Here is a 24,299-nt window from a genome sequence, read left to right as displayed (position 1 = left end):
ACGACGAATTCGTCGCCGAACGCAGCCTGCGCCAGTTGCTATGGGGCGCGGATTAACTAGCGACGACGCAGGATGAAGTCGCGAATCCGCTCAGCAGCTTCGACGCATTCTGCCAACGGTGCCACCAGCGCCATACGCACTCGACCAGCACCGGGGTTGAAGCCTTCAACGTCACGGGACAGGTAAGAACCCGGCACCACCGTCACGTGTTCTTGCGCGAACAGGTCGCGGCAAAACTCGGCATCGTCACCTTCAACCTTGGGCCACAGATAAAAACCGCCATCGGGGCGCTGTACATCCATCACGGGCGTCAAAATCTTGAGCACTGCATCAAACTTCTCGCGATAAAGATCACGGTTGGTGCGCACGTGGGCTTCGTCGTTCCAGGCGGCAATGCTGGCCAGCTGGGTTTGGACTGGCATTGCGCAGCCGTGGTAGGTCCGGTACAGCAAGAAGGCCTTGAGGATTTCGGCATCACCCGCTACAAACCCTGAGCGCAAGCCCGGCAAGTTGGAGCGTTTGGACAGACTATGGAACACCACGCACCGTTTGAAATCTTCGCGGCCCAACGCCACACAGGCGCTGAGCAGGCCAACAGGCGGTGTTTGCTCGTCGAAATACAGCTCGCTATAGCATTCGTCTGCGGCGATTACAAAGTCATGTTCATCGGCCAGTGCGATCAGCTTTTTAAGCGTGTCCAGCGGGATCAATGCACCGGTCGGGTTGCCCGGCGAGCACAGGAATAAAATCTGGCAGCGCTTCCAGGTCTCGGTCGATACGGCATCGAAGTCCGGGTTGAAGCCGTGTTCTGCCAAGCAAGGCAGGTAGTGCGGGGTAGCACCGGCTAAAAACGCTGCGCCTTCGTAGATCTGGTAAAACGGGTTCGGGCTGACCACCAGCCCGTCATCCTCGCGGTTGACCACGGTTTGCGTGAAAGCGAACAGCGCTTCGCGTGTGCCGTTGACCGGCAAGATGTTACGCGCTGGATCGAGCCAACCTTTAGGCACGTTAAAGCGGCGCTCTGCCCAGCCAGCGATGGCTTCACGCAGGGCTGGAATGCCCAGAGTGGTCGGGTAAACCGCCATCTGGTCAAGGTTGTCGGCCAAGGCTTTGGCGACGAACTCGGGTGAACGGTGTTTAGGTTCGCCAATCGACAGCGCAATCGGGCGTTTGTCGGCGTTGGGCTGCACGCTGCCAAGCAAGGCACGCAGCTTTTCGAACGGGTAAGGCTGTAACTGATTTAGAGCATTGTTCATCGGGTACGGGTCTCACACAGCGGCGGTCAGATACTCAGGCGCCAGGCTTCAGGGGATGAGTTTTTGTCGACGGTCAGCTGTTCAACGATGGCTTCCTGCAAACGCATGCACAGTTGCGGGTCAGACAAGGGCTGATTGTTTTCGTCGGTAATAAAAAAGACGTCTTCAACGCGCTCGCCCAGCGTGGCGATCTTGGCGTTTTGCAGCGACAGGTCGAATTCCAAAAAGATCATGCCAATACGCGCCAGCAGTCCGGGTCGATCAGGTGCGCTGAGTTCCAGCACGGTAACCGGACGTTGCGCATCATTGTGAATGGTCACTTGTGGCGGGAAAGCGAAGTGTTTGAGCTGGCGCGGCACTCGGCGTTGAATGATGTTGGGGTAGTCATCCGGGTTGCGCAGGGCTTCAGTCAGGCCTTTACGGATTTTCTCGATGCGCTCGGGGTTGTTGCCGATCGAGTCGCCATCATTGTCGAGCACGATGTAGGTGTCGAGGGTGAACTGGCTGCTGGAGGTGATGATGCGCGCGTCATGAATGTTCAGGTTGAGCTGGTCCATCGCTGCCACGGTCACAGCGAAAAAATCATGCTGGTCGGGTGCATAGATGAATATCTGTGTCCCGCCTTCGAATTCGCGCTGGGTGGTTTCCTTGATCAGGACCAGCGGTCCGCCGTCACTGGGTTGTTGCAGGATGGCTTCGGTGTGCAAGGCCACATCGGCAGAGGTATGGCGCAAAAAGTAGTCATCGCCCAGCTGTGACCAGAGTTGTTCGACGTCATCCTGATCGTTGCCATTGCGCACCAGAATATCCAGTGCCGCACGCTGTGTCTGGCGGATCTGCTCTTCGCGGTCGACCGGGTTTTCCAGGCCTCGACGCAGGGCGCGCTTGGTTTCGGTGTAGAGCTGGCGCAACAGGCTGGCGCGCCACGAGTTCCACAGCGTCGGATTGGTGGCGTTAATGTCGGCGACGGTCAATACATACAGGTAGTCCAGATGAGTTTCGTCGCCTACAAACTGGGCGAAGTCGTGGATGACCTGAGGGTCCGACAAGTCTTTGCGCTGAGCCGTGGTGGACATGATCAGATGGTTTTGCACCAGCCAGACAATCAGGCGAGTGTCCCACTGAGGCAAGTGGTGACGAATGCAGAACGCTTCGGCATCCACTGCACCAATTTCGGAGTGGTCGCCGTGACGGCCTTTGCCGATGTCGTGATACAGCCCAGCGAGGTAAATCAGCTCGGGTTTGGGCAGCTTGGCCATCAACTTGCTGGCCAGCGGAAATTTCTCCGAGACCTGGGTGTACTGCAACTTGCGCAGGTGCTTGATCAGGTTAAGGGTGTGGGCATCGACCGTATAGATGTGGAACAAGTCGTGCTGCATCTGCCCAACGATAAAACCGAACTCGGGCAGGTAACGTCCCAGAATGCCGTAGCGATTCATGCGCCGCAGATTGCGGTGGATGCCGATCTTGCATTTGAACAGCTCGATAAACAGGCTGGTGTTGCGAATGTCGTTGCGAAAATCGTCGTCGATCAAATAGCGGTGTTCGCGCAGCAAGCGAATGGTGTCAGCGCGTACGCCTTTGATTTCCGGGTGTTGGGCCATCAGCAGGAAAACTTCGAGCATCGCAAACGGCGTGCGTTTGAAGACATGATCGCTGGTGGCTTCTATATAACCGTCGTGTAGCTGGAAGCGCGAGTTGATCGGCGTGGGTGGCGCTTCATCATCGGGAGCCAGGATGACTTCTTCGAAGTGCTGGATGATCAAGTCACTCAGTTGCGCAATGCTCATGACCACGCGGTAGTACTGCTGCATGAAGTTTTCGATGGTCTGTTTGGTGTCTTCGCCCGTATAGCCGAGCAGCTCGGCGATACTGCGTTGATAGTCAAACAAAAGGCGGTCTTCGGCTCGCCCGGCCAGCATGTGCAGGGCATAACGAACCTTCCACAAGAACTCTTGCGAAGAGGCGAGCAGCGCGTGCTCGCTTTCGACCAGAAAACCTTCATTGGCCAGGGCGCGCAGGTTGAGCGTGCCGTATTGGCGGCGGGCTACCCACAAAATAGTCTGAATATCGCGCAGGCCACCGGGTGAACCTTTTACGTTGGGTTCCAGGTTGTACTCGGTGTCGTTGTATTTGTGGTGGCGAGCTTTTTGCTCGGCACGTTTGGCCAGAAAGAACTCCTTGCTGGGCCACATATGGGCGGTGCTGGTGACCTCCAGCATGCGCTGGCGCAGCCGTTCAGGGCCGGCCACGGTACGGCTTTCCATCAAGTTGGTGATGACAGTCAGGTCGGCGCGGGCCTGCTCGGCGCACTCGTTCACCGAGCGCACACTCTGGCCGACTTCCAGGCCAATATCCCAAAGCAGTGTCAGAAAGCGCTCAATGGAATCACGAAAAATCTCGTGATCGTCGTTCTCGAGCAGGATCAGCAGGTCGATATCGGAGTAGGGGTGGAGTTCGCCACGGCCATAGCCACCGACGGCCACCAGTGCGATATCGGCCTGATCGCTCCAGGTGAACTGACTCCACGCCTGTTGCAAGATATTGTCGACGAACCAGGCCCGATCTTCGATCAAACGTCGAATATCGCGCCCTTTACGAAAGCGTTCATCGAGCACCTCGTGTGCCTGGCGGATCGCCTTTTTGAATGCGGCAATGGGACTTGCCTTCAACGCCAGTTCGGCCTGGAACTGGCCGCGGTCAAAAAGTTCGGGATCCACCTGCGGCATCGATTGGCTTTCCTTGGGATAAATACGTTCGTTTATAGAGGCGCGTGTCAGTGCAACTGCGGATCAGCCGGAAACGCGGGGGATCGTGTCATCGCTGCGCAACGTGAAAATTTCATAGCCCGTTTCGGTCACCAGCAGGGTGTGTTCCCACTGCGCTGACAGCTTGCGGTCCTTGGTAATAGCGGTCCAGCCATCGCCCAGCACTTTGGTGTCGGCCTTGCCCTGGTTGATCATCGGCTCGATGGTAAACGTCATGCCGGCTTTCAATTCCATGCCTGTGCCTGCGCGGCCGTAGTGCAGGATTTGCGGTTCTTCGTGGAATACTTTGCCTATGCCGTGGCCACAGAACTCACGAACCACCGAAAAACCGTTCTTTTCAGCGTGCTTCTGAATCACTTCACCAATATCGCCCAGGCGGCAGCCGGGTTTAACGATTTCGATGGCCTTGTACATGCATTCCTGGGTCACCTGCGACAGACGCTCAGCCCAGACCGGCACCTTGCCAACGTGGAACATGCGGCTGGTGTCGCCGTGGTAACCCTCTTTGATTACGGTGACATCAATGTTCAGGGTGTCGCCGTCTTTCAGGGCCTTGTCGCCGGGTATGCCGTGGCAAACCACGTGATTGATCGACGTACAGATCGACTTCGGGAAGCCCTTATAGTTGAGCGGGGCAGGGATGGCCTTTTGCACATTGACGATATAGTCATGGCAAATGCGATCCAGCTCTTCAGTGGTGACGCCCGGCTTGACGTACTCGGCAATCATTTCCAGCACTTCGGCGGCCAGTTTGCCGGCGACACGCATTTTTGCGATGTCCTCGGGGGTTTTGAGGGTGACGGTCATACAGGCTCTCTTCGCGCGTAGGCGCTCATCAACGGGATTGCGGGTGTGTGACAAGACATTACAGCTTCACACCGCCATAAAAACGCGATTCTAACAGACGGTCGGCGTTACACATGAGCCTTGCGCCATCGCTTCTACTAATAGAGTGGGGCATTCTGGCGCTATTCCAAGCCCTGTGCAAAAGGGGGCAAGCCACAAGCGCTGCTTGTGACTTGCTTGTGATCTGCTTGTGATCTGCTTGTGATCTGCTTGTGATCTGGTGTTTGATCTTGATCTGCCGCCCTTTCGGGAGGCTGAGTGGAGGTTTCGCGGAGTGGGTCGACCGGCATGGATGCCGGGAGAGCCGTGTTGGGCCAAGGATGGCCCGTCACGGCGTGCCCACGGAGCGGGACCGGAGCGAGGGAACCTGAGCGCAGCGAGGGCCGTACGCGGGGGCGGAAGCGTTTTGGTTACTTTGCCGCTTTTGCAAAGTGACACGCCGTAAGGGCGTAACCATTACTTCAGCTAGACGCCAATAATGGATATGTACTCGAAGCTTTTAATTGGCCAGCGTACATATCCATTAGATGTATTAAACCTTTCTACGGGTTTCGCCCTTACGGCGAGTTCCTTTTGGCAGACGCCCCAAAAGGAACCAAAAGGTCTGCGCCCTACCATACGGCCGAGCTCGCCTAGGCTCGCCCGGTGCCAGAACGAAGGCACTGTTATGGGGGCCCGCCGCGACGGGCCATCCTTGGCCCGATCGCGGCTGGCTCGGCGTCCTGCCTCGCCACCCCCATAACAGCACCTGCGTTCAGCCTCCTGTGATGGGCCTCAGTGTTGTCTGGAACATTTCGGTGGCGGCAGTAGCATTGGACGGCAAGAGGCAAGAGGCAAGAGGCAAGAGGCAAGAGGCAAGCGGCAAGCGGCAAGCGGCAAGAGGCAAGCGGCAAGAGGCAAGAGGCAAGAGGCAAGCGGCAAGTGGCAAGCGACAAGCGACAAGCGACAAGCGAAAAACTTGGGGCTTCAACGTTCAGGGGAGGCGTAAACTCTTGTAGGGCAACGAGTTAGCAATAAAATCCAAAACCACGCTTCGTTTTTTGCGCGTCTTGTGGTATAAAATGCGCCGCTTTGCGGGTATAGCCCGCAGAGCACAAACCCACACACGTATCGACACGATGACCTGGGTGCCTTCAGCTCGAAGCTGCTGGTTGGTCGTTGGGATACGTGGAGGCCTAACCCGACTTACTAAGGAACTACCATGTCCCAAGTCAACATGCGCGATATGCTGAAGGCCGGTGTGCACTTCGGTCACCAAACCCGTTACTGGAACCCGAAGATGGGTAAATACATCTTTGGCGCGCGTAACAAGATTCACATCATCAACCTTGAAAAAACCCTGCCAATGTTCAACGAAGCTCTGACTTTCGTAGAGCGTCTGGCCCAGGGCAAAAACAAGATTCTGTTCGTCGGCACCAAGCGTTCCGCTGGCAAGATCGTTGCTGAAGAAGCAGCACGTTGCGGTTCGCCGTACGTGGATCACCGCTGGTTGGGCGGCATGCTCACCAACTTCAAAACCATCCGTGCTTCCATCAAGCGTCTGCGTGACCTTGAAATTCAAGCCGAAGACGGTACGTTCGCCAAGCTGACCAAGAAAGAGGCGCTGATGCGTACTCGCGATCTGGAAAAGCTGGACCGTAGCCTGGGTGGTATCAAGGACATGGGCGGTCTGCCAGACGCACTGTTCGTTATCGACGTTGACCACGAGCGTATCGCGATCACCGAAGCTAACAAGTTGGGTATCCCGGTTATCGGCGTTGTCGATACCAACAGCAGCCCGGAAGGCGTTGACTACATCATCCCAGGCAACGATGACGCAATCCGCGCCATCCAGCTGTACATGGGTGCGATGGCTGATGCTGTTATCCGTGGTCGTAACCACGTTGCTGGCGGCACCGACACTTTCGTCGAAGAAGCTCCAGCTGCAGCGGTAGTTGAAGGCTGAGTCATTAACGCCTAGCGTTTACTCAGTACGCAAAAAGGGGGCTTGGCCCCCTTTTTGCCACCTCGAAATCCATTTGTTGTAACTATGCTCGTCGTATCTGTATCAGATAGCGCCTGGCAATGTTGTATCGAGGTGCGCTTCAAACGAATTGAACGCCCGTTCGGTCGGGTGGAATGGTTGAAAACCTATCCAAGAGGAATTTTGAAATGGCAGAGATTACTGCAGCGTTGGTTAAAGAACTGCGTGAGCGTACCGGCGAAGGCATGATGGATTGCAAGAAAGCCTTGACCAAGGCTGGCGGCGACATCGAAAAAGCCATTGATGACATGCGTGCTTCGGGCGCCATCAAGGCTGCCAAAAAAGCAGGCAACGTTGCTGCTGAAGGCGCTATCGCAGTTAAAGTTGCGGACGACAACAAGTCGGCCGTTATCCTTGAAGTCAACTCGCAAACCGACTTCCTGGCTCTGCAAGACGACTTTAAGCAATTCGTTGCTGCCAGCGTAGAAAAAGCATTTGCTGACAAAATGACCGACGCAGCTCCGCTGATCGCCGCTCAAGAATCCGCACGTGAAACACTGGTCGGTAAAGTGGGCGAGAACGTCAATATTCGCCGTCTGGTGCGTGTTGAAGGCGACGTTGTTGATGCTTACCTGCACGGCAACAAAATCGGTGTTGTGGTTGCTCTTAAAGGCGGCAACGCTGAGCTGGCTCGCGACATCGCTATGCACGTCGCTGCAAGCAACCCGGAATTCCTGCTGCCATCGCAAGTTTCCGCTGATGCCATCGAACGCGAAAAAGCTGTGTTCATGAGCCTCAACGAAGACAAGATCAAAGGCAAGCCAGCAGAAATCGTTGAGAAAATGGTTGCCGGTCGTATCAGCAAGTTCCTGGCTGAAGCCAGCCTGGTTGAGCAAGCGTTCGTTAAGAACCCGGAAATCAAAGTCGGCGATCTGGCCAAAAAAGCCGGCGCTGAAATCGTTTCTTTCACCTACTTCAAAGTAGGCGAAGGCATCGAGAAGCCAGTTGATAACTTCGCTGAAGAAGTTGCTGCACAGCTGGCTGCAGCCAAGCAATAAGACGGTTTTAAACTGTCGACCCGAAGAGGCTGCCCGCTCACGCGCGCAGCCTCTTTTCAAATGGGAGAGGCTTGTGCCTGTCCTTGCGGAACCGACCGCTAACGTCGTGTTCCGATGGTGCTGCTGTGCAGTGCCACGCTAGAGTAAGCGCAGGTCGCACATGGCCTCGCACAGATTTTTTATAAAACGCGGCAGGAGAGATTCGCAATGGCTCAGCAGGGCAGTGGTTATCAAGCTCGCTATAAACGCATTCTACTCAAGCTAAGCGGCGAAGCCCTGATGGGCTCTGAAGAGTTCGGGATCGATCCCAAGGTGCTCGACCGCATGGCGCTGGAAGTTGGCCAATTGGTCGGCATTGGCGTTCAGGTCGGGTTGGTGATTGGTGGTGGCAACCTGTTCCGTGGTGCTGCGCTGAGTGCTGCCGGTATGGATCGCGTTACAGGCGATCATATGGGTATGCTGGCAACCGTAATGAACGCCCTGGCGATGCGCGATGCGCTGGAACGTGCGAATATCTCCGCCATCGTAATGTCGGCCATTTCCATGGTGGGCGTGACGGATCACTACGACCGTCGTAAAGCCATGCGCCACTTGAACGCAAAAGATGTGGTGATTTTTGCGGCAGGTACGGGTAATCCGTTCTTTACCACGGATTCGGCTGCTTGCCTGCGTGCCATTGAAATTGACGCTGATGTGGTGCTCAAGGCAACCAAGGTTGACGGTGTGTATACCGCTGATCCATTCAAAGACCCGCATGCCGAGAAGTTCGATCATCTGACTTACGATGAAGTGCTGGATCGCAAGCTGGGCGTAATGGATCTGACGGCCATCTGCCTGTGCCGTGACCATAAAATGCCACTGCGTGTATTTAATATGAACAAGCCCGGCGCCTTGCTTAATATTGTCCATGGCGGCGCTGAAGGCACTCTGATCGAGGAAGGTCAACAATGATCAACGAAATCAAAAAAGACGCTCAAGCGCGCATGCAGAAGTCGCTTGACTCCCTGCACCATGCATTTGGCCAAATCCGTACTGGCAAAGCGCACCCAAGCATTCTGGGTAGCGTGATGGTGCCGTACTACGGTGCTGATACGCCATTGAGCAGCGTTGCCAACGTGACGGTTAAAGATTCGCGCACTCTGCAAGTGGTGGCGTTCGAGCGCAACATGCTGGCGGCTGTCGACAAGGCCATTCAAAGTGCAGGTCTGAACCTCAACCCGACTAACCTCGGCGAGTTGTTGCTGATTTCCATGCCGGCGCTGACTGAAGAGACTCGTAAGGGTTTCACCAAGCAAGCGCGTAGCGCCGCTGAAGACGCACGTGTTGCTGTACGTAACATTCGTCGCGATGCGTTGGGCGAGCTTAAAAAGCTGGTTAAAGACAAGGCCATCAGCGAAGACGAAGAGCGTCGTGCTGCAGCTGATATTCAAAAGCTGACGGATAAAGCCGAAGCCGATATCGATGCAGCTACCAAGCAGAAAGAAGCGGACCTGATGGCCGTATAAGGGCCTGGGCGTTTTATGGAAAAGACCAAGCAGGCTGAACCATCATCGGTGCCGCGTCATGTCGCGATCATCATGGATGGCAATAATCGCTGGGCGAAAAAACGCTTTATGCCGGGTGTAGCCGGGCATAAAGCGGGTGTCGATGCTGTTCGCGCAGTCATTGAGGTATGCGCCGAGGCCAAGGTCGAAGTGCTTACTTTGTTCGCGTTTTCCAGTGAAAACTGGCAGCGTCCGGCCGCTGAAGTCAGCGCCTTGATGGATTTGTTCTTCAGGGCGCTGCGTCGAGAGGCCAAGCGCCTCAACGAAAACAACATCAGCCTGCGGATCATTGGCGACCGCACACGTTTCCATCCTGATTTGCAGGTGGCGATGCGTGAGGCGGAGCAGATCACAGCGGGTGCCGGGCGTTTTGTTCTGCAGATTGCCGCCAACTATGGTGGTCAGTGGGACATTGCGCAGGCTGCGCAGCGTTTGGCCCGGGAGGTTCAGGCGGGTCATCTGCAGCCTGAGGACATCACGCCGGGGTTGCTTCAAACCTGTCTTGTAACCGGTGATCTGCCTTTGCCGGACCTGTGCATTCGTACGGGGGGAGAGCATCGCATCAGCAATTTCTTGCTGTGGCAGCTAGCCTACTCCGAGTTGTATTTTTCCGACCTGTTCTGGCCGGACTTCAAACACGAGGCCATGCGTAATGCATTGGCTGATTTCGCTTCTCGCCAGCGTCGCTTCGGTAAAACAAGCGAGCAGGTTGAGGCTGGAGCCCGGGTTTAATGCTTAAACAACGAATCATTACAGCGCTTATTCTGCTGCCCATCGCCTTGTGCGGTTTTTTCCTGCTTGAGGGGTCCGGCTTTGCGCTGTTTATCGGCCTGGTCGTGACCTTGGGCGCCTGGGAATGGGCGCGCTTGGCTGGTTTTAACGATCAGATCGCTCGCGTCGGGTTTGCGGCCGTTGTTGCTGTGCTCTTGTTCGGACTGCACATTTTTCCTGACCTGGCGCCTTGGGTGCTGGGTGCAGCGGTTTTGTGGTGGGCGGTGGCGACGTATTTGGTGCTGACCTTTCCGCAATCTGCGGTTCATTGGTCAACTACGGCAACCAAATTACTGATCGGCTTGTTGATCCTGCTGCCAGCCTGGCAAGGCTTGGTGTTGATCAAGGCCATGCCGTTGGGCAACTGGCTGATCATGGCGGTGATGGTTCTGGTTTGGGGCGCTGATATAGGTGCTTACTTTTCAGGACGTAAATTTGGCAAGCGCAAACTCGCCCCTAAGGTCAGTCCGGGCAAAAGCTGGGAGGGCGTATTGGGTGGCTTGTTATTGAGCTTGTTAATCACTGCGGTAGTGGGTGCGGTGCGTGGTTGGAGTGCGAGCCAGATGTTCGCAGCCTTGGCAGGCGCAGCCCTTATTGTGTTGATTTCGGTGGTGGGTGATCTCACTGAAAGCATGTTCAAGCGTCAATCCGGCATTAAAGACAGCAGTAATTTACTGCCAGGTCATGGCGGTGTTCTGGATCGTATTGACAGCCTGACAGCCGCTATTCCGGTATTTGCGGTGTTGCTGTGGATGGCTGCCTCATGAGTCATGTGCAAAATATTACGGTTTTGGGGGCTACAGGCTCGATAGGTCTTAGCACCCTGGACGTGATAGCGCGCCATCCGGATCGTTATCAGGTGTTTGCCTTGAGCGGTTACAGCCGGCTTGCTGAGCTGTTTGCTTTGTGCGTAAAGCACAAGCCGCGGGTGGCAGTGGTGCCGGATGATCAAGCTGCTACCCGGTTGCAGGCTGATCTGCGTGCAGCGGGTCTTGCCACCGAGGTGTTGGTGGGGGAAGAGGGCTTGTGCCAAGCCGCCTCTGCACCAGAGGTTGATGCTGTTATGGCCGCCATCGTCGGCGCAGCGGGCTTGCGCCCGACATTGGCTGCGGTCGATGCAGGCAAAAAAATTCTGTTGGCCAATAAAGAAGCGCTGGTCATGACGGGCGCTCTGTTTATGCAGGCCGTGCGGCGCAGTGGCTCAGTGCTGCTGCCTATCGACAGTGAGCACAACGCTATTTTCCAGTGTTTGCCGCAAGATTATGCTCGCGGCTTGGGGGCTGTCGGGGTGCGTCGAATTCTGTTGACGGCGTCCGGCGGTCCTTTTCGAGAAACACCGTTGGCAGCGCTTGAAAATGTGACGCCCGATCAGGCGTGTGCTCATCCGAACTGGTCAATGGGGCGCAAAATCTCCGTTGACTCCGCCAGCATGATGAATAAGGGCCTTGAGTTGATTGAGGCCTGTTGGTTGTTTGATGCAAGGCCGAGTCAGGTCGAAGTGGTCATTCATCCGCAAAGCGTGATTCATTCGTTGGTCGACTATGTAGATGGTTCGGTACTGGCGCAGCTCGGGAATCCCGATATGCGCACGCCTATTGCCAATGCATTGGCATGGCCCCTGCGAATTGACTCGGGAGTTGCGCCGCTGGATCTGTTTGAAATTGCGCGCCTGGATTTCCAGCGCCCTGACGAACAGCGCTTTCCTTGTCTGCGTTTGGCTCGCGAAGCCGCAGAGGAAGGGAACAGCGCACCGGCGATGCTCAATGCAGCGAATGAAGTGGCAGTAGCGGCTTTTCTCAAAGGGCAAATCCGTTACCCGCAGATTGCCGGGTTGATTGAAGATGTCCTGAGCAGTGAGCCTGTGGTTGCCGTAGACGAGCTGGATGCGGTATTTAGCGCTGATACCAAAGCGAGGCTGCGGGCTGAACAGTGGTTGAGCCGTAACGGCTAATAGGTGGTGCTTACCGAAACCGGACGTGAATGCGGAGAAAAGTAGATGAGTGCGCTCTATATGATTGTTGGCACCCTGGTGGCATTGGGGGTGCTGGTCACTTTTCATGAATTCGGCCACTTTTGGGTGGCGCGCCGGTGCGGCGTCAAGGTTCTGCGTTTTTCTGTGGGCTTCGGCACGCCTTTGGTTCGTTGGCATGATCGCCAGGGTACTGAGTTTGTAATCGCTGCCATCCCGTTGGGCGGCTACGTCAAAATGCTCGACGAGCGCGAAGGTGAAGTGCCTTTGGAGCTGCGAGACCAGTCTTTCAACCGCAAGACAGTCGGGCAGCGCATTGCCATTGTAGCGGCCGGGCCGGTTGCCAACTTTCTGCTGGCCATCGTGTTCTTCTGGATATTGGCCATGATGGGCAGCCAGCAAGTGCGCCCCGTCATTGGCGCAGTTGAAAGCGGCAGCCTGGCTGCGCAGGCCGGTTTAGTAGCGGGTCAGGAAATTGTTTCCATTGATGGCGAGCCCACCGCAGGTTGGTCGAATGTGAATCTGCAACTGGTGCGTCGTCTCGGTGAAAGCGGCTCCATAAAGGTTGCAGTGCGTGGCCCTGACTCAGAGGTGGAATCTACCCATCAGCTGACGCTTCACGACTGGCTCAAGAATGCAAACGAGCCAGACCCCATCAAGTCGCTGGGTATTCGCCCGTGGCGTCCTGAATTGCCGGCCGTACTGGCTGAGCTTGACCCGAAAGGCCCGGCGCAAGCGGCGGGCCTTAAAACCGGCGACAAGCTTTTGTCCATGAATGATCAGCCCGTCAAGGACTGGCAACAAGTGGTGGACTGGGTGCGTGTGCGTCCGGATGCCCGCATTGTATTGCGGGTCGAACGTGAGGGTGTTCCTGTCGACGTACCGGTCACGCTTGCTTCTCGCGGCGAAGGTAAGGACGCTGCGGGTTATCTGGGCGCAGGTGTGAAAGGTATCGACTGGCCGCCAGCAATGATTCGAGAGGTCAGTTATGGTCCGGTTGCCGCTATCGGCGAGGGGGTAAAACGGACTTGGACCATGAGCGTATTGACGCTCGATTCGCTGAAGAAAATGTTGTTCGGCGAGCTCTCGGTAAAAAACTTGAGTGGACCGATAACCATTGCTAAAGTGGCGGGCGCTTCTGCCCAGTCGGGTGTCGCGGATTTCCTGAATTTCTTGGCTTATCTGAGTATTAGCCTTGGGGTTCTGAACTTGTTGCCCATTCCGGTACTGGATGGGGGGCATTTGTTGTTTTATCTGATCGAGTGGGCGCGTGGTCGTCCCTTGTCAGATCGGGTGCAGGGTTGGGGGATGCAGATCGGCATCAGTTTGGTGATTGGGGTGATGCTTCTTGCTCTGGTCAACGATTTGGGCCGTCTGTAAACACTTCGCTGAATTGCGAATCTGCCGCATTTTGCGGCAGTTTGTTTATTGCCAGTTGGAAATAAGAAAGGACTTCATGAAACGTCTGCTGCTAACTGCGGTTCTCGCCGTACTGATGATCACCGAAGTTCACGCCGAGTCCTTCACTGTCTCTGATATCCGTGTCAACGGGCTGCAGCGGGTTTCCGCCGGCAGCGTGTTTGGTGCGTTACCGCTGAACGTGGGTGAAGTAGCGGATGACCGCCGTTTGGTGGAATCCACTCGTGCGTTGTTCAAAACCGGGTTCTTTCAGGATATCCAACTGGGTCGTGATGGCAATGTGCTTGTCATTACGGTTGTCGAGCGTCCTTCCGTCTCCAGCATCACCATTGACGGTAACAAGGCCATTTCCACTGATGATCTGATGAAAGGTCTAAAACAGTCTGGTCTGGCCGAAGGTGAAATCTTCCAGCGTGCGACCCTTGAGGGCGTACGTAACGAGCTGCAACGTCAATACGTTGCCCAAGGTCGTTACTCGGCTACCGTAGACACCGAAGTGGTGCCTGAACCACGTAACCGTGTTGCCTTGAAGGTCAATATCAACGAGGGCACGGTTGCCTCTATCCAGCACATTAACGTGGTGGGTAATACCGTCTTCCCTGAAGACGATCTGGTTGACCTGTTCGAACTGAAAACCACGAACTGGTTGTCGTTCTTCAAGAACGACGACAAATATGCACGTGAAAAACTGTCGGGTGACCTTGAGCGTCTGCGCTCTTACTACCTTGATCGTGGCTATATCAATATGGATATTGCTTCGACTCAGGTATCGATCACACCTGACAAGAAAAACGTCTACATCACGGTCAACGTGAACGAAGGCGAAAAATACAATGTCGGCGAAGTGAAGCTGAGCGGTGACCTAAAGGTTCCGGAAGATCAGATCAAGTCGCTGTTGCTGGTACAACCGGGCCAGGTCTTCTCGCGCAAGCTGATGACCACCACGTCCGAACTGATTACTCGCCGCCTGGGTAACGAGGGCTACACGTTCGCTAACGTGAACGCCGTACCACAACCCGATCCTGAGAATCACACCGTCGCCATTACGTTCGTAGTCGATCCGGGCAAGCGTGCTTACGTTAACCGTATCAACTACCGCGGCAATACCAAGTCGGAAGACGAAGTGCTGCGCCGTGAAATGCGCCAGATGGAAGGTGGCTGGGCATCGACTTACCTGATTGACCAGTCCAAGGTACGCCTTGAGCGTCTGGGCTTCTTCAAGGAAGTGAACGTTGAAACCCCGGCAGTGCCTGGCACTGATGACCAGGTAGACGTGAACTACGCCGTAGAAGAACAAGCGTCGGGTTCCATTACCGCCAGCGTTGGTTTTGCACAGAGCGCCGGTTTGATTCTGGGTGGCTCGATCACACAGAACAACTTCCTGGGTACAGGTAACAAGGTCAGCCTTGGCCTGACGCGCAGCGAATACCAAAGCCGTTACAACTTCAGTTACGTTGACCCGTACTGGACTGCGGACGGTGTGAGCCTGGGCTACAACGTGTTCTACCGCACCACCGACTACAAAGAGCTGGACGTTGACGTTGCCAACTACTCCGTTGACAGCTTGGGTGCCGGTATCACGATGGGTTATCCGATCAGTGACACCTCGCGTCTGACCTACGGCTTGAGCGTGCAGCAAGATGAAATCAGCACCGGTCAGTACACCGTTGACGAGATTTTCGACTTCGTAAACCGTGAAGGCGACAAGTACCTCAACTTTAAGGCGTCGGTAGGCTGGTCTGAGTCGACCCTGAACAAGGGCGTATTGCCAACACGTGGTACTTCGCAGAGCCTGGTGCTTGAATCGACTATCCCGGGCAGCGACTTGCAGTTCTACAAGCTTGATTACCGTGCTCAGTTGTTCCAACCATTGAGCGACACCTACACCATGCGTCTGCACACTGAGCTGGGTTATGGCGACGGTTACGGTTCAACCTCGGGGCTGCCGTTCTACGAGAACTACTACGCCGGTGGTTTCAACTCGGTACGTGGTTTCAAAGACAGCACCTTGGGCCCGCGCAGTACGCCTAGCTCGGGTAGAAACCCTGGCACCATCGCTGACCCGGATCAAGATCCGCTACCATTTGGTGGTAACGTGCTGATCCAGGGTGGTGTTGAAGTCCTGTTCCCGATGCCGTTCGTGAAAGATCAGCGCTCCCTGCGTACCTCGGTATTCTGGGATGTGGGTAACGTGTTCGACACTAACTGCAAAGGCGACACTCAGGATTGCGACATCAGCTTCAGCAACATGGCCAGCTCTGTGGGTCTTGGTGTGACGTGGGTGACGGCTCTGGGTCCGCTGAGCTTCAGCTTGGCCATGCCGATCAAGAAGCCTGATGATGCTGAAACCCAAGTGTTCCAGTTTTCCCTCGGCCAGACTTTCTAAAAGCCTGACCTTAGCGACAGATAACGGATTTTTTAGGAGTGCATCGTGCGTAAGTTGACTCAATTGGTTCTCCTGGCTTCGCTTTTAGTGGCTGGCCCGGCATTCGCCGACATGAAAATTGCCGTTCTGAACTATCAGATGGCATTGCTCGAATCTGACGCAGCCAAGCGTTATGCCGTTGATGCCGAGAAGAAATTCGGCCCGCAACTGACCAAGCTTAAAAGCCTGGAAAGCAGCGCCAAAGGTATTCAGGACCGTTTGGTAAAAGGCGGCGACAAAATGGCCCAAGGCGAGCGTGAGCGTCTGGAGCTTGAATTCAAGCAAAAGGCTCGTGACTTCCAGTTCCAGTCCAAGGAGCTGAACGAAGCCAAAGCCGTTGCTGACCGTGAAATGCTGAAACAGCTCAAGCCAAAACTGGACAGCGCTGTTGAAGAAGTCATCAAGAAAGGTGCTTTTGACCTGGTGTTCGAGCGTGGTGCTGTGATTGATGTCAAACCTCAGTACGACATCACTCGCCAGGTTATCGAGCGCATGAACCAGCTGAAGTAATTATGACTGCGACTATAAAACTCGGCCAATTGGCCGAGTTCCTAGGTGCCACGTTACGTGGCTCCGCGGAGAAAGAAATCACTGGGCTAGCCACTTTGCAAGAGGCTGGCCCAGCTCAGTTGAGCTTTCTGGCCAACCCTCAGTACCGAAAATTTTTGGTCGACTGCCATGCCGGAGCCGTACTGCTCAAGGCCGCTGACGCTGAAGAATATGTCGGTGATGCGCTGGTTGTGCCCGACCCTTATTTGGCTTATGCCCGAATTTCACACCTGTTTGATCCCAAGCCGAAAGCGTCTGCCGGTGTTCATCCGACAGCGGTAATTGCTGCGGATGCCCAGGTTGACCCTGGCGCAAGCATTGGTGCTTTTGCTGTGATCGAAAGCGGCGCGCGCATAGCGCCCGGGGTCACGGTCGGTGCTCACTGTTTCATCGGCGCGCGCTGTGAGATTGGTGAAAACGGCTGGCTGGCACCTCGTGTGACGTTGTATCACGATGTACGCATCGGCAAGCGGGTGGTCATTCAATCGGGCGCTGTGCTCGGGGGTGAAGGCTTTGGCTTTGCCAACGAGAAAGGTGTCTGGCAAAAAATCGCCCAAATCGGTGGTGTTACCGTGGGTGATGATGTCGAAATTGGCGTCAATACGGCAATCGATCGGGGTGCTTTGGCTGATACGGTCATAGGCAATGGCGTCAAACTCGATAACCAGATACAGATCGCGCACAACGTTCATATCGGTGACCATACGGCGATGGCCGCCTGTGTCGGAATTTCCGGTAGTACTAAAATTGGCAAACATTGCATGTTGGCCGGTGGTGTGGGTTTGGTCGGGCACATTGAAATCTGCGACAACGTATTTTTAACCGGCATGACGATGGTGACCCACTCGATTACCGAGCCGGGCGCCTATTCTTCAGGCACAGCCATGCAGCCAGCAGCCGAGTGGCGCAAGAGTGCTGCACGGATTCGTCAGCTTGACGATATTGCCCGACGGCTAAAACATCTGGAGAAGCGCGTAGGGGAAGTGACCCCGAACAGCAAAGCTTCTTCAGAGGGCTAGTACATTTTCCATATCAAGAGTGCATAGCCACTGGTTTGCTCCTTGATTTGCTAGAGGAGCGCGCCTTAGTTGCGCGCGCCCAATCTTTATTACAGGCTTCCCCACGAAATGATGGACATCAACGAGATTCGCGAATATCTGCCCCACCGTTACCCGTTCCTGCTGGTGGACCGAGTGGTGGATCTGGATGTCGAGAACAAGCGCATTCGTGCCTACAAGAATGTCAGCATCAATGAACCTTTTTTCAACGGTCATTTCCCGGCGCATCCAATCATGCCGGGTGTTCTGATCATTGAAGCGATGGCTCAGGCTGCTGGCATTCTGGGTTTCAAGATGATGGATCTGAAACCGTCTGACGGCACACTCTATTATTTCGTAGGCTCTGACAAACTGCGTTTCCGTCAGCCTGTGTTGCCAGGCGATCAATTGATCCTGGAAGCCAAGTTTCTGAGCAGCAAACGTTCTATCTGGAAATTCGAATGTCAGGCCACGGTGGATGGCAAGCCTGTCTGTTCGGCTGAAATTATCTGCGCGGAACGCAAACTATGAGTTTGATTGACCCTCGCGCAATCATCGATCCGACGGCCGTACTGGCCGACGACGTCGAGGTCGGCCCTTGGTCGATCATCGGCGCAGGTGTGGAAATCGGCGAGGGGACTGTGATTGGGCCGCATGTAATCATCAAGGGCTCAACCAGGATCGGTAAGCACAATCGCATCTACCAGTTTTCTTCGGTAGGCGAGGACACGCCTGATCTCAAGTACAAGGGTGAAGACACCCGTTTGGTAATTGGTGACCACAACGTTATTCGTGAGGGGGTCACCATTCACCGCGGTACGATTCAGGATCGCGCCGAAACGACCTTGGGTGATCACAATCTGGTCATGGCCTATGCCCATATCGGCCATGACAGTGTGATCGGTAACCACTGCATTCTGGTCAATAACGCCGCACTGGCGGGCCATGTGCATATGGGCGACTGGGCGATACTGTCGGGCTTCACCCTGGTTCATCAGTTTTGTCATATCGGTGCGCACAGCTTTTCGGGCATGGGTACGGCGATTGGCAAGGATGTACCTGCGTTTGTGACGGTGTTTGGCAGTCCGGCCAAAGCGCGCAGCATGAACTTCGAAGGCATGCGTCGCCGTGGTTTTAGCGATGATGCCATTCATGCGCTGCGTCGCGCCTATAAAGTGGTTTACCGTCAGGGCCTGACCGTTGAGCAAGCCTTGGTTGAATTGGCCGAACCTGCTGCACAGTTCCCGGAAGTGGCTGTTTTTGTTGAGTCCATCCGTTCCTCAACCCGTGGCATTATCCGCTAATTATGGCAAGATTGCGCATAGCATTGGTGGCGGGCGAGGCCTCGGGCGATATTTTGGGTTCGGGGTTGATGCGAGCGCTCAAGGCTAAGCATTCGGATATCGAATTTATCGGTGTGGGTGGCCCATTGATGGAAGCAGAGGGCATGACCTCTTACTTCCCGATGGAACGCCTGTCGGTCATGGGCCTTGTTGAAGTGCTGGGCCGTTTGCGAGAACTGCTCAAACGGCGCAAAGATCTGGTACAGACCCTGATCGCTGAAAAGCCTGATGTATTCATCGGTATTGATGCCCCGGACTTCACCCTGAATATTGAGCTTCAATTACGTCGTGCTGGCATCAAGACCGTGCATTATGTCAGCCCGTCCGTCTGGGCGTGGCGTCAAAAACGGGTGCTGAAAATTCGCGAAAGCTGCGATTTGATGCTCACGCTTTTACCGTTTGAAGCTAAATTTTACGAAGAGCAGGGTGTGCCGGTGCGTTTTGTCGGACACTCACTCGCCGATACCATTCCGCTTGAGGCCGATAAGGTCGCCGCCCGCGCCGAACTGGGCTTGTCTGATGGGCCGCTGGTCGCGTTGATGCCCGGCAGTCGGGGTGGAGAAGTCGCTAAACTCGGTGGGCTGTTTCTCGATGCTGCGCAGATTATTCGCCAGTCTCGTCCAGACGTTCGCTTTGTGTTGCCTTGTGCCAATGCTGCGCGACGTGAGCAGATCGAGCAGATGCTGGTGGGACGTGATCTGCCGCTGACGCTGCTGGACGGGCGTTCGCATCTGGCTCTGGCGGCCTGCGATGCCGTGCTGATTGCTTCAGGTACTGCGACACTCGAAGCGCTTCTGTACAAACGCCCTATGGTCGTGGCTTATCGCTTGGCGCGTCTGACTTTCTGGATTCTCAAGCGCTTGGTCAAAAGCCCTTACGTATCGCTGCCCAACCTGCTTGCCCAGCGGATGCTGGTTCCTGAGCTTTTACAGGACGATGCCACGCCAGAGGCATTGGCCCACGCAATGTTGCCTTTACTGGATGGCGGTGAAGAGCAAACTCGCAGCTTTGACGAGATCCATCGAATGTTGCGTCTCGACGCGTCCAATCAGGCCGCCCATGCGGTACTGGACCTGATAGCAAAACCTTAATGAGTAAAGTGTCTATGCAAATCGGATTGGATTTCAATCTGGTCGAAGAGCTCGTGGCCGGTGTTGATGAAGTTGGCCGTGGTCCGCTATGCGGCGCGGTCGTCACAGCGGCGGTCATTCTTGACCCTAATCGTCCTATTCTTGGCCTCAATGACTCGAAAAAACTCACAGAAGCACGCCGTGAAAAGCTGTTTGACGAAATTTGTGAGAAGGCGCTGAGCTGGCATATCGCCCGTGCGGAAGTCGAGGAAATTGATCAACTCAATATCCTGCACGCCACGATGTTGGCCATGCAGCGCGCCGTTGAAGGGCTTAGCATTACCCCCAATCTGGCCATGATTGACGGTAATCGCTGCCCTGTATTGACGATGCCGTCTGAAGCTGTGGTCAAAGGCGACAGTAAAGTGCCAGCGATTGCAGCCGCTTCGATTTTGGCCAAGGTCAGTCGCGACCGTGAAATGGCTGCGTTTGAATTGCAATACCCGGGCTACGGGATTGGTGGCCACAAAGGCTATCCAACCTCTGTGCACCTTGAGGCGTTAGAGCGTCTGGGGCCGACACCGATTCACCGGCGTTCGTTTGGTCCGGTGCGTCGTGCTTACGAAGCCCGCGAAGGATTCGCCAAGGTTTAGCCGCGAGGCTGATGTTTTTGCCAAGGCCCGGTACAATCCGGGCCTTGTTGTTTTTCAAAGCTTATAGACAGGATCACCATGCCGGCTTCATTCGTTCACCTGCGCCTGCACACCGAATACTCACTGGTCGATGGCCTGGTGCGGATCAAGCCGCTGATCAAAACGCTGGCCGGCATGAACATGCCTGCTGTGGCGGTGACTGACCAGAACAATATGTGTTCTTTGGTCAAGTTCTACAAAGCCGCCATGGGCGGCGGGATCAAGCCGATTAGCGGTGCGGATCTGTGGCTGTCGAACAAAGACCCGGAAAACCCGCTAAGCCGTATCAGCCTGTTGGCGATGAACCCTTTGGGCTATCGCAACCTGACCGAGCTTATCTCCCGGGGTTACATCGAAGGCCAACGTAATGGTCAGGTGATCATCGAGCGAGAGTGGGTCGCTGAAGCGGCTGAAGGTTTGATCATGCTGTCAGCGGCCAAAGAGGGTGAGATTGGTGTCGCGCTGATCAGTGGTAATACTCAAGAAGCCGAAATGCTGACGCGTGAGTGGATGTCAGTATTTCCGGATCGCTTCTACCTTGAGGTACAGCGTACCAAGCGCCCCAATGATGAGGAGCACTTGCACGGTGCCGTCGCACTGGCGGACAAACTCGGCGTTCCACTGGTGGCCACCAACGATGTGCGGTTCTTGCGCCAGCAGGATTTCGAAGCTCATGAAACCCGCGTATGCATTGGTGAAGGCCGGGCCCTTGATGACCCGCGCCGCTCCAAGAACTACAGCGATCAGCAGTACCTGAAAAGCGCCGATGAAATGGCTGAGCTGTTCAGTGACTTGCCTGAGGCGCTGGCAAACTCGGTTGAAATCGCCAAGCGCTGCAATATCGACGTGAAGCTGGGCACTCACTTTTTGCCCAACTTCCCGATTCCCGATGGCATGACCATTGACGAATATTTCCGCAAGGTGTCGTTTGAGGGGCTTGAAGAACGCTTGAGTGTTCTGCTGCCCCAAGACACCACCGAAGACTACGACGCCAAGCGTCAGGTGTATGTCGACCGCCTGAATTTTGAGCTGGATATCATTATCCAGATGGGATTCCCCGGCTACTTCCTGATCGTAATGGACTTTATCCAGTGGGCTAAAAGCAACGGCGTGCCAGTAGGTCCGGGCCGGGGGTCGGGTGCTGGGTCGCTGGTGGCCTATGTGCAGAAGATTACTGACCTCGATCCGCTGGAATACGATCTGCTGTTCGAACGTTTCCTTAACCCGGAACGGGTATCGATGCCCGACTTCGACGTCGACTTCTGCATGGATGGTCGCGATCGGGTCATTGAATACGTGGCTGACAAGTACGGCCGCAATGCTGTAAGCCAGATCATTACCTTCGGTTCGATGGCTGCGAAAGCGGTTATTCGAGACGTGGCACGGGTTCAGGGCAAGTCCTACGGTCTGGCGGATCGTCTGTCGAAGATGATTCCGTTTGAAGTGGGCATGACGCTGGAAAAAGCCTACGAGCAAGAAGAGATTCTGCGCGATTTCATCAAGGTTGATGAGGAAGCGGCAGAAATCTGGGAAATGGCTCGAAAGCTTGAAGGCGTTGTGCGTAACGTCGGTAAGCACGCCGGTGGTGTGGTAATCGCGCCAACCAAACTCACCGACTTTTCGCCGATTTATTGCGATGAAGAGGGTGGCGGCCTGGTCACCCAGTTCGACAAGGATGACGTTGAATCTGCGGGTCTGGTGAAGTTCGACTTCCTCGGCCTGAGAACCTTGACGGTTATCGATTGGGCGCTGAAAACCATCAACCGCGATCGCGCTAAGGTCGATGAGCCGCCGCTGGATATCGCCTTTATCCCGCTGGACGACAAGCCGACGTATCAGCTGCTGCAAAAAGCTGAAACCACTGCGGTGTTCCAGCTAGAGTCGCGCGGCATGAAAGAGCTGATCAAAAAGCTCAAGCCCGACTGCCTGGAAGATTTGATCGCACTGGTGGCCTTGTTCCGTCCGGGCCCTTTGCAGTCCGGCATGGTGGATGACTTCATCAACCGTAAGCACGGCCGTGCCGAGCTGGCTTACCCGCACTCCGATTATCAATACGAAGGCTTGAAGCCTGTCTTGGCGCCGACCTACGGCATCATTCTGTATCAAGAACAGGTGATGCAGATTGCTCAGGTCATGGCGGGTTACACGCTGGGCGGCGCGGACATGCTGCGTCGGGCGATGGGTAAGAAAAAGCCCGAAGAAATGGCCAAGCAGCGTGGCGGCTTTATTGAAGGTTGCGCCAACAACAATATTGATGCCGATCTGGCCGGTAACATTTTCGACCTGGTAGAGAAATTTGCCGGCTACGGCTTCAACAAGTCTCACTCCGCAGCCTATGGCCTGGTGTCCTACCAGACCGCGTGGCTGAAAACCCATTACCCGGCGCCTTTCATGGCTGCGGTACTGTCGGCGGATATGCATAACACCGACAAGGTCGTGACCTTGATCGAAGAAATTCGCACCATGAAGCTGCGTCTGGACGCGCCGGATGTGAATGCTTCGGAGTTCAAGTTCACGGTGAACGATGAAGGTCGGATTATTTACGGCCTCGGCGCGATCAAGGGGGTCGGTGAAGGCCCGGTAGAGGCGATTACCGAGGCGCGTCAAAATGGCCCGTTTACGGATTTGTTCGATTTCTGTGCACGGGTTGACCTCAAACGGATCAATAAACGTACCCTTGACGGTCTTATCCGCAGTGGTGCGTTGGACCGTCTTGGGCCGTTTTTTCATGATGAGCCCAAAGCTTGGCAAGCGAGCATTGACCAGAACCGCGCTGTGTTGCTGGCGGCCATGGAAGAGGCCATCAAGGCCGCTGAGCAAACGGCGCGTACGCATGACAGCGGGCATGCCGACCTGTTTGGCGGTCTGTTTGTCGAGGAGGACGCCGATGTCTATGCCAATCACCGCAAGGCGAAGGAACTGACGCTCAAGGAGCGTCTCAAAGGGGAGAAGGACACCCTTGGCCTCTACCTGACCGGGCACCCGATCGACGAATACGAAGGTGAAATTCGACGCTTCGCCCGTCAGCGTATCATCGACTTGAAGCCGGCTCGCGATACTCAGACTGTGGCGGGCATGATTATCGCCTTGCGGGTGATGAAGAACAAAAAGGGCGACAAGATGGGCTTTATCACCCTTGATGACCGCTCGGGCCGGATCGAAGCCTCGCTCTTTGCTGAGGCATTTCATTCTGCTCAATCGTTGTTGCAGACGGATGCGATGGTGGTAGTCGAGGGCGAAGTCAGCAATGACGACTTCTCTGGTGGCTTGCGCCTGCGGGTCAAGCGTGTGATGAGCATGGAAGATGCGCGTACCAATCTGGCCGAAAGCTTGCGATTGAAAGTGGCGCAAGCGGCGCTCAAGGGCGATCAGTTGCGTTGGCTGGGCGAATTGTTCAAGAAACACCGCGGCGCGTGCCCGATTACGATGGAGTACACCGGAGAAGGGGCCAAGGCCATGTTGCAGTTTGGCGAGACCTGGCGAATTGATCCGGCGGATAGCTTGATTCAAGCCTTGCGTGACCAGTTTGGGCGAGACAACGTCTTCCTCCAATACCGTTGATGGTCAGGGGCGATAGCTGCGTCCTGAC

The 24,299-nt window shown here is 55.3% G+C and carries 19 protein-coding genes; 16 read left to right on the top strand and 3 right to left on the bottom strand.

Going from position 1 to position 24,299, the window contains the following annotated elements; genetic code table 11:
• Positions 1–56: 56 nt before the first annotated feature.
• The 3 genes from dapC to map form a co-directional block, all read right to left on the bottom strand.
• A complete protein-coding gene (dapC, locus tag ACI7MX_RS00955; protein WP_405586213.1) occupies positions 57–1,256 on the bottom strand; it encodes a succinyldiaminopimelate transaminase in 1,200 nt (399 codons plus the stop codon).
• A gap of 26 nt (positions 1,257–1,282) precedes the next feature.
• On the bottom strand, positions 1,283–3,985 hold the full coding sequence (locus ACI7MX_RS00950) for a [protein-PII] uridylyltransferase (protein WP_405586216.1): 2,703 nt from the start codon (positions 3,983–3,985) through the stop codon (positions 1,283–1,285).
• Positions 3,986–4,048: 63 nt separating this feature from the next.
• Positions 4,049–4,885 (bottom strand): type I methionyl aminopeptidase, encoded by an 837-nt coding sequence (map, locus tag ACI7MX_RS00945; protein WP_314486245.1) that lies wholly within the window; start codon positions 4,883–4,885, stop codon positions 4,049–4,051.
• 1,186 nt (positions 4,886–6,071) lie between these two features.
• Here map and rpsB point away from each other — a divergent pair.
• The 16 genes from rpsB to dnaE all read left to right on the top strand — a co-directional run bounded on the left by rpsB (position 6,072) and on the right by dnaE (position 24,271).
• Entirely contained in the window at positions 6,072–6,815 is a 744-nt protein-coding gene (gene rpsB, locus ACI7MX_RS00940; RefSeq protein ID WP_122782424.1) for a 30S ribosomal protein S2, read from the top strand.
• Positions 6,816–7,021: 206 nt separating this feature from the next.
• Entirely contained in the window at positions 7,022–7,891 is an 870-nt protein-coding gene (tsf, locus tag ACI7MX_RS00935; protein ID WP_122782423.1) for a translation elongation factor Ts, read from the top strand.
• Between the two features lie 207 nt (positions 7,892–8,098).
• Positions 8,099–8,842, top strand: coding sequence for a UMP kinase (pyrH, locus tag ACI7MX_RS00930; protein WP_003440426.1), 744 nt, complete (start codon positions 8,099–8,101; stop codon positions 8,840–8,842).
• Positions 8,839–9,396, top strand: coding sequence for a ribosome recycling factor (gene frr / locus ACI7MX_RS00925; RefSeq protein ID WP_122782422.1), 558 nt, complete (start codon positions 8,839–8,841; stop codon positions 9,394–9,396). The genes pyrH and frr overlap by 4 nt, the downstream gene beginning before the upstream one ends.
• A gap of 15 nt (positions 9,397–9,411) precedes the next feature.
• Positions 9,412–10,167, top strand: a complete 756-nt coding sequence (gene uppS, locus ACI7MX_RS00920) for a polyprenyl diphosphate synthase (protein ID WP_314491775.1) — start codon at positions 9,412–9,414, stop codon at positions 10,165–10,167.
• A complete protein-coding gene (locus ACI7MX_RS00915) occupies positions 10,167–10,973 on the top strand; it encodes a phosphatidate cytidylyltransferase (RefSeq protein ID WP_314491778.1) in 807 nt (268 codons plus the stop codon). The genes uppS and ACI7MX_RS00915 overlap by 1 nt, the downstream gene beginning before the upstream one ends.
• Entirely contained in the window at positions 10,970–12,157 is a 1,188-nt protein-coding gene (ispC, locus tag ACI7MX_RS00910) for a 1-deoxy-D-xylulose-5-phosphate reductoisomerase (protein WP_314491782.1), read from the top strand. The genes ACI7MX_RS00915 and ispC overlap by 4 nt, the downstream gene beginning before the upstream one ends.
• Positions 12,158–12,202: 45 nt before the next feature.
• Positions 12,203–13,555: a sigma E protease regulator RseP gene (gene rseP, locus ACI7MX_RS00905; RefSeq protein ID WP_405586224.1), complete on the top strand. Its 1,353-nt coding sequence runs from the start codon at positions 12,203–12,205 to the stop codon at positions 13,553–13,555.
• Positions 13,556–13,631: 76 nt separating this feature from the next.
• Positions 13,632–15,980: an outer membrane protein assembly factor BamA gene (bamA, locus tag ACI7MX_RS00900; protein ID WP_405586227.1), complete on the top strand. Its 2,349-nt coding sequence runs from the start codon at positions 13,632–13,634 to the stop codon at positions 15,978–15,980.
• Between the two features lie 45 nt (positions 15,981–16,025).
• On the top strand, positions 16,026–16,529 hold the full coding sequence (locus tag ACI7MX_RS00895) for an OmpH family outer membrane protein (protein WP_122782416.1): 504 nt from the start codon (positions 16,026–16,028) through the stop codon (positions 16,527–16,529).
• Positions 16,530–16,531: 2 nt separating this feature from the next.
• On the top strand, positions 16,532–17,587 hold the full coding sequence (gene lpxD / locus ACI7MX_RS00890) for a UDP-3-O-(3-hydroxymyristoyl)glucosamine N-acyltransferase (protein ID WP_405586231.1): 1,056 nt from the start codon (positions 16,532–16,534) through the stop codon (positions 17,585–17,587).
• A gap of 108 nt (positions 17,588–17,695) precedes the next feature.
• Positions 17,696–18,136 (top strand): 3-hydroxyacyl-ACP dehydratase FabZ, encoded by a 441-nt coding sequence (gene fabZ / locus ACI7MX_RS00885; RefSeq protein WP_122782414.1) that lies wholly within the window; start codon positions 17,696–17,698, stop codon positions 18,134–18,136.
• A complete protein-coding gene (lpxA, locus tag ACI7MX_RS00880; RefSeq protein WP_405586256.1) occupies positions 18,133–18,909 on the top strand; it encodes an acyl-ACP--UDP-N-acetylglucosamine O-acyltransferase in 777 nt (258 codons plus the stop codon). The genes fabZ and lpxA overlap by 4 nt, the downstream gene beginning before the upstream one ends.
• A gap of 2 nt (positions 18,910–18,911) precedes the next feature.
• Entirely contained in the window at positions 18,912–20,039 is a 1,128-nt protein-coding gene (gene lpxB / locus ACI7MX_RS00875; RefSeq protein ID WP_405586259.1) for a lipid-A-disaccharide synthase, read from the top strand.
• 14 nt (positions 20,040–20,053) lie between these two features.
• On the top strand, positions 20,054–20,671 hold the full coding sequence (gene rnhB, locus ACI7MX_RS00870; RefSeq protein WP_314492479.1) for a ribonuclease HII: 618 nt from the start codon (positions 20,054–20,056) through the stop codon (positions 20,669–20,671).
• Positions 20,672–20,749: 78 nt separating this feature from the next.
• Positions 20,750–24,271 carry a DNA polymerase III subunit alpha gene (dnaE, locus tag ACI7MX_RS00865; RefSeq protein ID WP_405586262.1) on the top strand — a complete coding sequence of 1,174 codons (3,522 nt, stop codon included), beginning with the start codon at positions 20,750–20,752 and terminating at the stop codon, positions 24,269–24,271.
• Positions 24,272–24,299: the final 28 nt, after the last annotated feature.

Source organism: Pseudomonas sp. 2024-210, from assembly GCF_045062345.1.
In the GTDB taxonomy this organism is placed as follows: domain Bacteria; phylum Pseudomonadota; class Gammaproteobacteria; order Pseudomonadales; family Pseudomonadaceae; genus Aquipseudomonas.
Note: the sequence above shows the minus strand (reverse complement) of the source record. Positions and strands in the feature narration are given on the sequence as shown.